Origin of the sequence: Plantactinospora sonchi (assembly GCF_036422035.1) — a bacterium.
Lineage (GTDB): Bacteria > Actinomycetota > Actinomycetes > Mycobacteriales > Micromonosporaceae > Plantactinospora > Plantactinospora sonchi.
Genome location: NZ_JAZGQK010000002.1, coordinates 255,662 through 268,928 on the forward strand (window position 1 = coordinate 255,662; position 13,267 = coordinate 268,928).

At 72.5% G+C, this 13,267-nt stretch carries 12 protein-coding genes; 9 read left to right on the top strand and 3 right to left on the bottom strand.

The window, feature by feature from the left end:
- Positions 1–6: 6 nt before the first annotated feature.
- Entirely contained in the window at positions 7–846 is an 840-nt protein-coding gene (locus V1633_RS03360; protein ID WP_331212633.1) for a metallophosphoesterase, read from the bottom strand.
- A 340-nt stretch (positions 847–1,186) separates the two neighbouring features.
- On the opposite strand from V1633_RS03360, the gene V1633_RS03365 reads away from it, so the two are divergent.
- The 8 genes from V1633_RS03365 (at position 1,187) to gatB (ending at position 8,090) form a co-directional block, all read left to right on the top strand.
- Entirely contained in the window at positions 1,187–1,507 is a 321-nt protein-coding gene (locus V1633_RS03365) for a hypothetical protein (protein WP_331212634.1), read from the top strand.
- Between the two features lie 55 nt (positions 1,508–1,562).
- Positions 1,563–2,489 carry a WXG100 family type VII secretion target gene (locus tag V1633_RS03370; protein WP_331212635.1) on the top strand — a complete coding sequence of 309 codons (927 nt, stop codon included), beginning with the start codon at positions 1,563–1,565 and terminating at the stop codon, positions 2,487–2,489.
- A 56-nt stretch (positions 2,490–2,545) separates the two neighbouring features.
- A complete protein-coding gene (locus V1633_RS03375) occupies positions 2,546–2,872 on the top strand; it encodes a YbaB/EbfC family nucleoid-associated protein (RefSeq protein WP_331212636.1) in 327 nt (108 codons plus the stop codon).
- 6 nt (positions 2,873–2,878) lie between these two features.
- Positions 2,879–3,496, top strand: coding sequence for a hypothetical protein (locus tag V1633_RS03380; RefSeq protein ID WP_331212637.1), 618 nt, complete (start codon positions 2,879–2,881; stop codon positions 3,494–3,496).
- Between the two features lie 69 nt (positions 3,497–3,565).
- A complete protein-coding gene (locus V1633_RS03385; protein WP_331212638.1) occupies positions 3,566–4,267 on the top strand; it encodes a hypothetical protein in 702 nt (233 codons plus the stop codon).
- Between the two features lie 181 nt (positions 4,268–4,448).
- The gene (locus tag V1633_RS03390) at positions 4,449–5,717 is read left to right on the top strand and encodes a sensor histidine kinase (RefSeq protein ID WP_331212639.1); all 1,269 of its coding nucleotides are present in this window, start codon (positions 4,449–4,451) and stop codon (positions 5,715–5,717) included.
- Positions 5,714–6,400 (top strand): response regulator transcription factor, encoded by a 687-nt coding sequence (locus V1633_RS03395; protein ID WP_331212640.1) that lies wholly within the window; start codon positions 5,714–5,716, stop codon positions 6,398–6,400. Before V1633_RS03390 ends, V1633_RS03395 begins: the two co-directional genes overlap by 4 nt.
- Before the next feature lie 184 nt (positions 6,401–6,584).
- A complete protein-coding gene (gatB, locus tag V1633_RS03400; RefSeq protein WP_331212641.1) occupies positions 6,585–8,090 on the top strand; it encodes an Asp-tRNA(Asn)/Glu-tRNA(Gln) amidotransferase subunit GatB in 1,506 nt (501 codons plus the stop codon).
- Between the two features lie 143 nt (positions 8,091–8,233).
- Here gatB and V1633_RS03405 read toward each other — a convergent pair whose 3' ends face one another.
- Entirely contained in the window at positions 8,234–9,889 is a 1,656-nt protein-coding gene (locus V1633_RS03405; RefSeq protein WP_331212642.1) for a metallophosphoesterase family protein, read from the bottom strand.
- Positions 9,890–9,947: 58 nt separating this feature from the next.
- Positions 9,948–11,138 (bottom strand): PQQ-dependent sugar dehydrogenase, encoded by a 1,191-nt coding sequence (locus V1633_RS03410; protein ID WP_331212643.1) that lies wholly within the window; start codon positions 11,136–11,138, stop codon positions 9,948–9,950.
- 250 nt (positions 11,139–11,388) lie between these two features.
- On the opposite strand from V1633_RS03410, the gene V1633_RS03415 reads away from it, so the two are divergent.
- Complete coding sequence (locus V1633_RS03415; protein WP_331212645.1) at positions 11,389–13,047, top strand: hypothetical protein; 1,659 nt, start codon at positions 11,389–11,391, stop codon at positions 13,045–13,047.
- Positions 13,048–13,267 lie beyond the last annotated feature (220 nt).

Below are 13,267 nucleotides of genomic sequence, written 5' to 3' on the forward strand. Positions count from 1 at the left end.
GCCGGCCTACGGCCGAAGCTCGACCGACCTCGGGTCGAGTATCTCCGCGCCGTCGAGGATCAGCGGCGACCACTCCGGTGCCCCGGTACGCCCGTGCTTCGGGTCGATCGCGGTGAAGATCCGTCCGCCGAGACGTACCCGGACGTGCCGGGCGGCCCAGTCGACCACCGCCCGCTGCCGGACCCGGCCAGGGCAACGCCACGTCCGGTCGGCGAAGCGGACCGGCTGGGAATGCCCGTGCACCTGGCCGAACGGCACGAAGCCGCCCCGCGCGTGGTGCTCCAGCCACGGTTCGTGCAGCTCCCAGCCGGCCTCGGCCCAGAGCGGACCGGCGGAGCGGTCCACGATCGACTCGCCGCCCCGGAAGATCAGCGGGGTGGGGCGTTCGTTGAGCCGGCGGGCCGCGCTCGCGGCGGTCGCCGGCTCGCCCAGCGCCCGCCAACAGCCGACGGTGAGGCCGGCATGGGTGACCAGCAGATCCTCCGAGTCGGCGCACCGCAGGGCGACCGCAATCCGCAGCCACCCCTCCACCCACCAGGAGCGGAGCAGTTCGACGTCCGGTTCGGCGAGTCGTTCGGGCCAGAACTCGGCGGCACCGGGCAGGTACTGCGCCTCGTGGTTGCCGGTGAGCTGGATCCACCGGTCCGGCTGGTGGTCGAGGTACCAGCGCACGAGGTCGAGGACCCCGCTGCTGTCCGGGCCCCGGTCGACGAGGTCGCCGACCTGGACCACGGTCACGTCCGGCGGCAGGTTCCGCCCGTCGGCGTCCGCACCGAGCGCGCCGAGCGCCGCGCGTAGCGGTTCCGGATGTCCACCGACGTCACCGATCACGGCCACCCGCGCCATGCGCACTCCTCGTCCGAGCGATCACCACATGGGCACGAGACTAGCCGGTACGCCGCCCCGCCCGGGCCACGGTCGTTGTCCCCACCGGTCAGAATTCGTATACACGAACCATTGCCGGCGGGCGCTGTTCGTCCGCCGTCATTGCCCGGTCCGGGCCGGCATTCCCGCGCGCCGCCATTCCCGGAGCCTGCCGGCGCGGGCTCCATGCCCTGGTGGCGGCTACGGTTGGCGGTCGGGTGACCTCGGTGCGTGAATCCGGGTTGCGGAATCCAGAACTTTTCCGGATTTCCGCCGACAGGTGTGGTGAACCGGCGGTGGACATACATTAAGGTCGTCGTTCATGACTGGCGGCTCAGACGGTTTCACCGTAGACCCGGCGGCTCTGGATGCCTTCGCCAAGACGAGCTACGGGCGAGCGGACGACTTCGAGGAAGTACGCGGACAGTTGCGGGCCGGTGCGGTCGGCCGTTCGTCCTTCGGCATCATGCCCGCCTCCTTCACCCTCTTCGACCAGTACGAGACGTGCCTCGACGAGTGCCTCCAGGCGCTCGCCGACGGGGCGGAGGTGATGGAGGTGATCGCCGACGCGATCCTCGCCGAGCGGGACGCGTACCTGGCCAGCGACAGCGCCGCCGAGGGCCGGTTCCAGACCGGCGGCTGACCGGCCGGTCGGCACCGTCATGACGCGTACAGAGACCACGAGGGGGGATGGCTGAGTGTCGGCCGTCGCGCTGGAACGCAGCAAGACCTATTTCGAGCAGTTCGTCGCCTCGGTGCCGGAGCCGCTGCAGGGCTTCACCCGCACCGTGCTGTCGCCCTTCGAGCAGTTGCTCGAACAGGTCGCCGGTGACCCGGACGACCTGATGCGGGGGGCCGAACGGTGCCTCGCCGCGGCGAATGACGTACTCGGGATCGCCGCGCAGCAGGCGAACGACCGCGCCCGGCTCCAGCCGCCGGCCTGGGGCGGCCAGGCGGCGGAGGCCTTCCAGACCGGCCTGACGAACGTCGAGGAGAGCATCCGGCAACTCGCCGACGGCCTGACCGCCGCGAAGGAGGTGCTGGTCGAGGCGGCGAACGCGGCCGTCGACGCGTTCAACCTGCTCTGTGAGCTGATTCTCGAGTTCCTGACCGCGTTCCTCATCGAGGCGCTCATCGCCGCGGCGGCGGCGTTCCTCAGCTTCGGCGCCTCGATCGCCGCGTTCATCGTCCGTTGGCTCGCCCGGCTGGCCATGACCCTCGGCCGTGGCGCCCGGATCGTCAGCAAACTGGTCCGGATCCTGGTCAAGCTCGCCCGCAAGCTCGACGACGTCAAGGCCCTGCTGACCACCTACCGGAAGCGGGTCATGGAGCTGCGCAAGCTGAAAAAGCAGTACAGCCTCCGGAAACCGGCGGGCCGGTCCGCCGAGGGCATGGCGTTCCGGGCCGAGTACGCCGCCAAGGTCGGCCTGCCCCGGTTCGCCTTCAACCAGGTGTCGCCGGTGAATCTCAGCGGCAAGGGTGGCGCGGTGCTGGACACCGCCGTCGGCATGCACGACATCCGGGACGGTCAGAAGGACCGCAACTACGCCACCGACGGCACGTACCGTGAGGACATCGGGCCGTACGCCAAGAGTGCCCAGGACCTGCTCGACTCGGTGGGCTGACCGCCCGGCAGAACGACCCGTCGCGGTGGGACGGCGGCGGCCAAGGAGGGAACGACGTGGAATACCCCGCGCTGGACCGGTTGGAACAGCTCGCGAACAGCCTGGACAACCTGCAGTACAAGCTGAACAGCCGGGTCGAGGAACTGCGCGCCCGACCGGTCGAGGTGTCGAACGGGAACGACGCCGTACGGGTCGCGGCCGACCACGCCGGACGGGTGAGCCGGGTCGAGGTCACCGCGCGGGCGATGCGGTACAGCCCCGAGGAACTCAGCGCCGAGATCACCTCGACGATCCAGCGCGCCCAGCGGGAGGCGACCAACCGGCTGCAGACCTCGATGCGGGAGGTGCTGGGCAGCGCCGCCGACGACTATCCGCTGGACTGACCACCGATGGGCATGGACCAGCGGCAGCGGTACGACACGGCGGTCGCCCCCCGGCTGGAGCCGGGGGAGCGGATCCTCGCGCTCAGCGAGGTGAAACGCCCACACGGGCTCGCGCCGGCGCCACCGCCCCCGGCACCCCGGCCGCAGTCGGGCGACGGGGCGCGGGTGGCCGCGATGACGGTGGCCGGAGCCGCGCTCAGCGGAGTCGAGTTCGTCGACAACATCGGCGGTGGCGGGCCGACCGACTGGCTGGTGAGGCTCCTCTTCGGACGCGCGGCACGCGGACGACTCGACTCGGTCGCCGCCGACTACCTGCGCGCGGTGCCGACCGACACGAAACTGCTCGCGGTGGTCACCGACCGCCGGCTGCTGGTGGCCCGGATCGGCCGCTCCAACGCGATGTGGCCGTTCGGCGGAGACGGCCGGCCGCTGGTGCCGGCGAAGCTCAAACCGCTCTGGTCGGTCTCCCGGGCGGAGGTGACGGGGGCACGACGGCGCTGGCACCGGCTGCACGGCGCCCGGCTCAGGGTGACCTTTCGGGACGGTTCGTGGCTGGAGTTCACCGGCCCGCTCCGGCTGGGCCGCCGCCGGGCCGCCGAACTGCGCGACGCGCTGACCACCTGAGCACGTCCCGACCGCTACGGTGGTGCCGACAAACGGGTACGGGATTGCCCGTCGCGTCGGGGAGGTGCGATGGCGACCGGTGGTGCGATCCGGGACGACTGGCGGGAGACGTTCGAGACCGAGGCCCGACGGCGCGGCCTGCCGGGTCGGGAGATCGGCGACGCCCTCGTCGAGGTGCGGACGTACTGCGCCGACACCGGCGACGATCCGGCCGACGCGTTCGGTGATCCCGCCGAGTACGCCGCCGAGGTCGCCCGGGGCTGGCGGCCGGTCGACGACACCGGCCCGGTACGTCGCCGACTCCGGCAGGCCACCCTGGTCGGCACCGGCACCCTGGCCGGGGTGATGGCGCTGCTCGCCGGCGTCGACGCGCTCACCCGGGACACCGGAGGTGTGGTCACGCTCGGCCAGCTCGCCTCGATCGTGGCCGGAGCGGCCGGGATCGTGCTCGTCACGGCGCTGCTGCTGCGCACCGCACGGCGGGTCGGTGGCGGACCCGACTGGCGGTTCGGACTCGCCACGGCCGTCGGGATCGCGGTGACGACCTCCCCGCAACTGTTCTGGAGGCAGCCGGTGCTGCACGCCCCGGGCTGGCTGCTGGCCGGCGTCGGGCTGCTGCTGCTCACGCTCGCCTGGTGGCCGCTCGTCTCGGGCCGGCTGTTCGGCCCCGGTGCGGAGTCGGCCGGCGGCGACCGGCTGCGCGTTCTGCTCCGCTGGGGTCTGCCGGCAGCCCTGCTCTGTGTGGTGCTGGTCGCCGTACTGGTCGGGTAGGTCACGAGCCGGTGCCGCACGGTCGGCCACTACTCCGCCCGGAGTACGCGGTGCGCGGCCGGCGTACCCGGATCGGACGGCCGCCGGCCGACGCCGGCACCGGCCCCGCCGCCTAGCGTCGTCGCTGTCGGCTCCTCGGGGGAGGAGCGACCGTCGGCTCTCCAGGTGAGGAGTGATCGGAATGACCTCGACGACCAGCCCCGCCGGTGTCGGATCGACCGGGGCGGCATCGGTGACCGGACGACCGGACCGGTTCGCCGCGACGGACGGCGGTCCGCCGGGGGTGGACCGCAGACCCGGCCGCGCCGACCTCGTCCTGGCCGGGGTGACCGTGGTCGCGGTGCCGGTCGGCACCGTGCTCGGCGGTGCGGAACTCAGCTACGACGGTGTGCTGCCGATGACCACCTGGCTCGTGCTGATGCTGCTGGTCCGCCACCGCTGGCCGGTGACCGCGCTGCTGGCCAGCCTGGCGGTCATCCTGGCGTTCCGGGGTGCCGAGCTGACCAGCGTCGGCTGGGCGTGGCCGGCCTCCGCCGCCTTCTACCTGCTGGTGGCCGGGGAGCGCGACCGGCGGAACGGACTGGCCTGGGCGGTCGGTGCGGGAACCTTCCAACTCCTCTACGCGGTCAACTGGGACTGGACGGTGACCGGACTGGACGGGGCACGGGCGTTCGCCCAGGTCGGTGCGGAGGCGCTCTGGCTCGCGTTGCTCGTCGCCGTCGCGCTCGCGTACCGCAACTGGGAACGGTGGCGCTCGGAACTGGCCGCCGGACTCGCCCGGGCGGCGCACGAGCGGCGGCTGGAGGCGGACCGCCGGGCGGTCGAGGAGCGGCTGCGGATCGCCCGGGAGTTGCATGACGTGGTGGCGCACACGCTCACCGTGGTCGGCGTGCAGCTCCGGGTGGTGGACGAGGCACTGGAGGACTCACCGGAGGAGGCCCGCAAGGCGCTGCGTACCGCGCAGGAGGTCCGGGCCCGGGCGGTGAACGACCTGGGCTCCCTGGTCCGGCTGCTGCGCCAGCCGGACGACCGGGCCGGTACCGACGACGTACCGGCGCCGCAGGCGGACCTGGACGGGCTCGACGACCTGCTGGACCGGACCCGGGGCAGCGGACTGGACGTGGTCGTCGACTCCGTCGGCGGACCGGCAGACCTTCCCGCCCCCGTCGCGCTGGCCGCCTACCGGGTCATCCAGGAGGCACTGACCAACACGGTGCGGCACGCCGGCGCCGGTCGGGTGACGGTGCGGTTGAGGTACACCGCCGAGACGCTGTCCGTCGAGGTCGTCGACGACGGGACCGGCCCCGGCCCGGCGGCGACGCCGGGGCACGGCCTGCGCGGCATGCGGGAGCGGGTCGCCGCGCTCGGCGGCACCTTCGAGGCCGGGGCGGCGGATCCGTGCGGGTACCTGGTCCGGGCGTCCTTTCCGGTGGGACAGTTCCGGTCGTGACCGTCACCGTGCTGCTCGCCGACGACCAGGCCCTGGTCCGGGCCGGGTTCCGCAGCCTGCTCCGGCGCAGTCGTGAGATCGACGTCGTGGGGGAGGCGGGCACCGGCGACGAGGCGGTCCGGGCCGTCCGCGACCTGCGGCCCGACGTGGTGCTGATGGACATCCGGATGCCCGGCCTGGACGGGCTCGCCGCCACCCGGCGGATCGTCGGCGATCCGGAGCTGTCCGGCTGCCGGGTGGTCATCCTCACCACGTTCGAGACCGACGAGTACGTCTTCGCCGCACTGCGGGCCGGGGCGAGCGGCTTCCTCAGCAAGGAGATCGAGCCCGCGCAGCTGCGGCAGGCGGTCGAGATCGTCGCGGCCGGCGAGGCGCTGCTGTCGCCGAGCGTCACCCGCCGGGTGATCGCGGAGTTCGCGCACCGCCCGGTGCCGAGGTACGCCGACGCCGACACCCGGTTGTCGGTGCTGACCGAGCGGGAACGTGAGGTGCTCCGGCTGATCGCCACCGGATTGTCGAACGAGGAGATCGCCCGCCGGTTGTTCATCAGCCCGCTGACCGCGAAGACGCACGTGAGCCGGACGATCGCCAAGCTCGACGTCCGGGACCGGGTCCAGCTGGTGATCCTCGCGTACGAGACGGGCCTGGTCCGCCCGGGTGCCCCCGCCCCGCCACCCGAGTGAGTGCCGGTCGGTGCCGGTCTCCCCGCCCGGGTGTCCCCGCCCGGGTGTCCCCGCCCGGCCGTCGACGTGTCCGTGGCGGGGCGGTGAAACCCGGGCGAGACGTGGCGGGCTGAGCCATTAGGCTGGGACACGTTCTGTTCGGCTGCCACCGGGGGCCGGCTGCCACCCGAGAGCTGGAGTCTTGATGAGCACGACCGTCCTGCCCTCGTACGACGACGTCGTCGAGCGCTACGCCCCGGTGATCGGCCTGGAGACCCACGTCGAGCTGGGGACCCGGACCAAGATGTTCTGCGGCTGCCCGACCGACTTCGGCGGCGAGCCGAACACCCGGGTCTGTCCGGTCTGTCTCGGTCTGCCGGGCTCGCTGCCGGTCGCGAACAAGGCGGCGATCGAGGCGACGATCCGGATCGGCCTGGCGCTCAACTGCACGATCGCCACCTGGTGCCGGTTCGCCCGGAAGAACTACTTCTACCCGGACATGCCGAAGAACTTCCAGATCAGCCAGTACGACGAGCCGCTCTGCGTGGACGGCTGGCTCGACGTCGAGGTGGACGGCGAGACGGTCCGGATCGGGATCGAGCGGGTGCACCTGGAGGAGGACACCGGCAAGACCCTGCACGTCGGCGGCGCCACCGGTCGGATCCAGGGCGCCACCGAGTCGCTCGTCGACTACAACCGGGCCGGGATTCCGCTGGTCGAGATCGTCACCAAGCCGATCGACGGCACCGGGGCGAAGGCGCCGCTGGTCGCCCGGGCGTACGTCACCGAGCTGCGGGACGTGATCCGCTCGCTGGGCGTCTCCGACGTACGGATGGAGGAGGGCTCGCTGCGCTGCGACGTGAACACGTCGCTGTCGCCGGCCGGCTCGTCCGAGTGGGGCACCCGGACGGAGACCAAGAACGTCAACTCGCTGCGCTCGGTGGAGCGGGCGGTCCGTTCGGAGATGCTGCGCCAGGCCAGTGTGCTAGACGGCGGCGGCCGGATCGTGCAGGAGACCCGGCACTTCCACGAGGACAGCGGCGACACCACCTCGGGCCGGTCGAAGGAGACCGCGACCGACTACCGCTACTTCCCCGAGCCTGACCTGGTGCCGCTGGCGCCGGACCCGGCCTGGGTCGCCGAGCTGAAGGCCGCGCTGCCGGAGCTGCCCCGGGTGCACCGGATGCGACTCCAGCAGGAGTGGGGCCTGACCGAGCACGACATGCAGTCGGTGATCAACGCCGGCGCGGTCGAGCTGATCGAGCAGACCGTCGCCGCCGGCACCACCCCCGCCACGGCCCGGAAGTGGTGGCTGGGCGAGCTGTCCCGGCGGGCCAACGAGACCGGTGTCGAGCTGTCGGCGGTCGGGGCGACCCCGGCGCAGGTTGCCGAGCTGCAGCGGCTGGTCGACGACGGCAAGCTCACCGACAAGCTGGCCCGGACCGTACTCGAAGGGGTGGTCGCGGGTGAGGGTTCGCCGAGCGAGATCATGACCGCCCGGGGGCTGGAGGTGGTCTCGGACACCGGTGCGCTCACCGCCGCCGTGGACGAGGCGATCGCCGCCAACCCCGACATCGCGGCCAAGGTCCGGGACGGCAAGGTCGCGGCGGCCGGTGCCCTGGTCGGCGCGGTCATGAAGACCACCCGGGGACAGGCCGACGCCAAGACCGTACGGTCGCTGGTCCTGTCCCGCCTCGGCGTCGAGGGCTGATCCAGGGGCTGGTTCGGAAAGCCGTCCGTCCGACCGCCCCCGGCCGGACCGCCGCTCCGCCGCTCCGCCGCTTCCGTGCGTCAGGTGTTAGGAAGGGCCCCTTCTTATCGCATTTTGTATAAGGAGGGGCCCTTCCTTACACGTCAGCGGGTGGCGGTCGGCGGGGTGACGGTGAGCGGTGCCCCCGGCGTGACCGGTCCACCCGATCCGGTCGGCGGGCCGGGTGCGGTCGACGGGCCGCCGGGAGTCGGCGTGGCCGGGGTCGGCGGACCCTCCTCCCGAACCACGTGCCGCTGCAGGTTGACCTGCGCCTCACCGGTGCCGCCGAGCCGGATGTCGTCGTACGCCTGCAGGGCCCGCTGCTGGTCGAAGTAGAGCACCGACATCGCCAGCGGGGTCGGCTGGTCACCTTCGAGGCCGCGGAGCCCGGCCCCGCCGGTGGAGCCCTGGATCTGCAACTGGGTCGGCACCGCACCCGGCACCTGCGGCAGTTCCCGTACCTCCCGGTTGTGCGTGTGTCCGGCCAGTACCAGCGGTACGACGCCGGAGAGCGCACCGGCCGAGGCCGGATCGTGCACCAACGCGATGTCGACCGGCCTGCCGAAGGCGCGGATCGTCGCCGCCAACTGTTCGCCGGTCTGGGTCACCTGGTTGACGGTCTCCGGCAGGGCGCCGGAGCCGGGCGGTGAGGTCTCCTTGTCCGGGGTGAAGCGGGGGTCGCGGATGCCGGCGATGGTCAGCCCGGCCACCGTGACGATCGAGTTGTCCAGGACGACGGCGTTCGGCTGCCGGTCGACGGCGGCGGCGGTGGCCGCCGAGTCGTGGTTGCCGCGGATGAAGACGTACGGCACCTTGAGCAGGTTGATCGATCCGACGAAGGAGGCCTCGGGTTCGCTGCCGAAGTCGGTGATGTCGCCGGTGTCGATCACCACATCGATCTTGAACTGTTCGACGACGGTCCGGACCACCTGCCAGGCGGACGGGTTCAGGTGCAGGTCGGATACGTGCAGCACCCGTACGCTGCCCTGGGTCTGCTCGAAGATGGGCAGGCTGGAGACGGTGGTGTAGAGCTGGCTGACGTTGCCGACCAGCCGTTGGAGCTGCTCGGCGTACCGGCCGTAGTCGTTGGCGATCCGCCGCACGTCACCGACGATCGCCGGGGCGTTGACCAGCAGACCCTCGTAGCGCGGCTCCTCGATCGCGTCGGGTCGGAAGGTGGCCGCCGCGATGCCGAGACTGCCGCCGGTGATCACCAGGGCGAGGAAGCCGGACCAGGCGACCCGGCGGATCCGGCGGAAGACCAGCGCCGCCAGGATCAGCGTGGTCAGGACGGAGACAGCGACGGTCCGGATGCCGACCCGGATCACGCCGTTCGTCACGTCGGCGACGGCGGACTGGCTGGCCCGGCTGATGCTGGCCGGGTCGTCGATCAACGCCTCGGTGCGGCGCTGGTCGAGCGAGCCGAGCCGGACCGACAGGTGGGCGGGGCCGGTGTGGCTGCCGAGTTCGAGTGCGCCGAGCGGCGGGATGGTCACGGTGGTACCGCCGTCGACCGACGGGGTGATCGCCATCTCGGCCCGGAACGGTCCGATGTCGGTCTCCAGACGCCCGCCGAGCAGCACTCCGACGACGATCCCGACGACGGTGACGGCGAGGATCGACAGCGCGCATCCGACCCGACGGCTGGCGGTGGCGCCGGCCACCCGCCGGCCGCCGCGTACGGCCGCGCGCAGCACGCGGCGGACCGCCGGAGGCTGGTCGCCTCCGGCGGTCCGGGTGTGGTTCCTCCGCCAGTCCATGGTCAATCATCACCTGCCCACTCAACGGTCCGCGGAAACCGCCGCGGTGCGGGCCGGCTCAGCTGCGGCCGGCCGTTCCGCCGGAGAAGACCAGCCGGATGATCCGGTCGTCGTCGGGGGCCGGGTCGCCCCGCCCGTCGTGATTCGAGGTGGAGATCCACAGCGAGCCGTCGGGGGCGACCACGGCGGTCCGGAGCCGACCGAACTCGCCGGTCAGCAGCGGTCGGGGTTGACCGAGCACGCCGCCGGCCGCGGTGAGTTCCACCGTCCAGAGCCGTTCTCCGCGCAGGCACGCCGCCACCAGTACCCGCTCGACGACGGCGGCCCCGGAACAGGAGGACTCCGCGGTGGGCCAGACGACGAGCGGCTCGGCGAACTTGTCGTTGGCGGCGCCGCCGCCGCTGTTCTCCTCCTGGCCCTCGATCTCGGGCCAGCCGTAGTTCTGCCCCGGGCGGATCAGGTTGATCTCGTCCCAGCGGCTCTGTCCGAACTCGGTGGCGTAGAGCCGCTTGTTGGCGTCCCAGGCGATGCCCTGGACGTTGCGGTGCCCGAGCGACCAGACGGGGGAGTTCGGGAACGGGTTGCCGGGTGCCGGTTTGCCGGCCGGGGTGATCCGCAGGATCTTGCCGCCGAGGCTCCTCGTCTGCTGGGCCAGTCCGCGCTCGGAGGCGTCCCCGGTGGTGACGTACAGGTAGCCGTCCGGGCCGAAGGCGAGCCGCCCGCCGTTGTGGATTCCGGAGAGCGGGATGCCGGTGAGGATCGGGGTCGGCTCTCCGTCGAGGGTGAGCTTGGCTACCCGGTTGTCCTCGGCCGTCGAGTAGTAGACGAAGACGGTCTTGTCCTTGTCGTAGGCCGGCGACACCGCGATGCCGAGCAGTCCGCCCTCGCCGGCCGCGTCGACCTCGTCGAGGGTCTGCACGGTGGTCACCTTGAGACCGTCCGGGTCGGACTCCGGACCGACCTTCAGGATCTTGGCGGTGTCCCGCTCGGTGACCAGCGCCCCGCCGTCGGGCAGGAAGGCGATCCCCCAGGGGACCTTCAGGCCCTTCGCCAGCACGGTCGCCGCGATCTGCTGCTCGGCGCCGGCCGCGCTCGGTGTGACCGACGGGGTGGGGAAGGTCGGTGGCTCACCGGCCGGATCCGGTTCCGGTTCGCCGAAGGAACAACCGCCGGTGACGAGCACGGCCGCCGCACAGAGCGCGACCGCCGCGCGTCGACGGCTGAATCTGGGGTACGGGCGAGCGCTCACCCGGCCCAGGGTAGTCGGGACCGCCCGCCCGCCGTCGGTACGCACGATCATTTCACCGGGCATCCCGGTCGGCGCACCGCTCCGTTCGGTCGGCACACCGGTCCGGCCGGCCGGCTGCGGCCCGGTCGACGCCGCCCGACCCGGGTACGGACCGGGAGCAACCACGATGACGCCGGACGAGTGGTGCCGATGGGAGGAACCGGGCGGGTCGCCGGCCGGACAGCCCTTCCCACCTGCGAAACTCCCCGGCATGGCGCTCGTGACCCTGCCGGAGTCGACCGCGTCGACCCGGTGGCGGTTCACCGCCGGTCGGGTCGCCGTCGGGCTCGCCCTGCTCGGGCTCGGCTACCGGCTGGCCATGCTGCTCGCCGAGGTGCCGCCGAGCAACAGCGACGAGGCGGTCACCGGACTGGTGGCGGTCCACGTGGCCCAGGGGCGCGCGTTTCCGCTCTTCTTCTACGGCCAGTACTACATGGGGGCACTGGAGTCGTACCTCGCCGCACCGCTCCTCGCGCTCCTCGGCTCCTCGACCTTCCTGCTGCGGCTGCCGAACCTGCTGCTCTACGCCGCCTTCCTGGCCCTGATGTGGCGGCTCACCCGGCGCCTCTACACCCCGTGGCTGGCGACGTTCACCGTCGGGCTGCTCGCCCTCGGCTCCGACCGGATCCTGAAGAACCAGCTCATCGCGGCCGGCGGCTATCCGGAGATGAACCCGGCCGGTGCGTTGCTGGTCCTGCTCGCGGTCAACCTCGGGCTCGGGGCGGTCCGGCGCACCGGACCGGCGTACGCCGGGTTCGGCCTGGTCGCCGGGCTGACCCTCTGGGACGACTGGCTGGTCCTGCCGTACGTCGGCGTGGCCGGCGGGCTGCTGCTCGCCGCCCGTTGGCGACAGCTGACCGGCCGACCCCGGCTCGCCCTGGGAGCCGGACTGCTGGTCGGCCTCGTCCCGATCGTGGTGCACAACCTGACCGCCGCTCCCGAGCACCGGTCCCTCGCCGTCTACGCCGCGCTGGGCGGCGGAGCGCCCGCCTCCTGGCCGGACCGGCTGGGCGGCGCGATCCTGCTCGGGCTGCCGATGGGGACCGGACTCTGCGATCCTGGCCGGTGCGCGCCCTGGCAGCGGTCCTGGGGAGTCGTCCTCCCCCTGCTGCTGGTCGCCGCGGTGGTACTGGCCGGGCGTGGTCTGCTCCGGGCCGACCAGCGGGCGGAGCGGATCCGGCAGGGTGGCCGGCTGGCGCTGGCGGTCGGCGCCGCGCTGACCCTCTCCCTGTACGCCAGCAGCAGCGCCGCCGCGAACACCCCGGTGGAGAGCGCCCGCTACCTCTCCTGTCTGCTGATCTCGACCCCGGCGCTGCTCTGGCCGCTCTGGTCGGCGCTGACCCGGCCCGGTGACGCCGGGGTCCCCGTGCCCGCCCGCCGGCTGGTCCGCCGGGCGGCGGCGGTACCGCTGGTGGCCCTCGCGGGCACCATGGCGCTGGCCAGCGTGGCCCTGGTCGGTGCGAGTCCGGGGCTTTCCCGGCAGGCGGAGCAGCGGCGGGAACTCGTCACCGCGCTCGACCGGCTCGGCGTACGGCACTTCTACGCCGAGTACTGGACCTGCAACAACATCATCTTCCTGACCCGGGAGCGGATCGTCTGCGGAGTCATTCGCAACGACCTGAGCGTCGGCTGGGACCGCTATCCGGCGTACCCGGAACAGGTCGCCGGGGCGTCCCGGCCGGCCTTCGTACTCCCGGTCGGCTCCGGGCTCAGCGCGGCGGTCCGGGACCGGTTGGCGGGCGTGGACCCGCCGCACGTCGCGCTCACCACGGCCGGGTACGACATCTACCTGCCGGCGGACCGGGTCGACCTGCCACGCCGTCCCGCGTCGGCCGGCGGAGGCCCGGCGGTCCCCGGCGGCCCGGGATGAGCGGTGGCGTCAGGTGTTAGGAAGGGCCCCTTCCTATAGAGCCTGTTTCTGAACCTGGTTGTCGGTGAGGTGGTAGGAGGCTGGTTGGTTCCGGCGTGGCGGCTGGGTATGGTCGCGGGCTCTTGATAGGCAAACGGTTCCTACACCCAAGCCAGTCAAGAGCCCGCGATGTCATTGAACCCTGTCCCGGATGTTGCCGGAAGCCCGCCCGGCGGCGTGT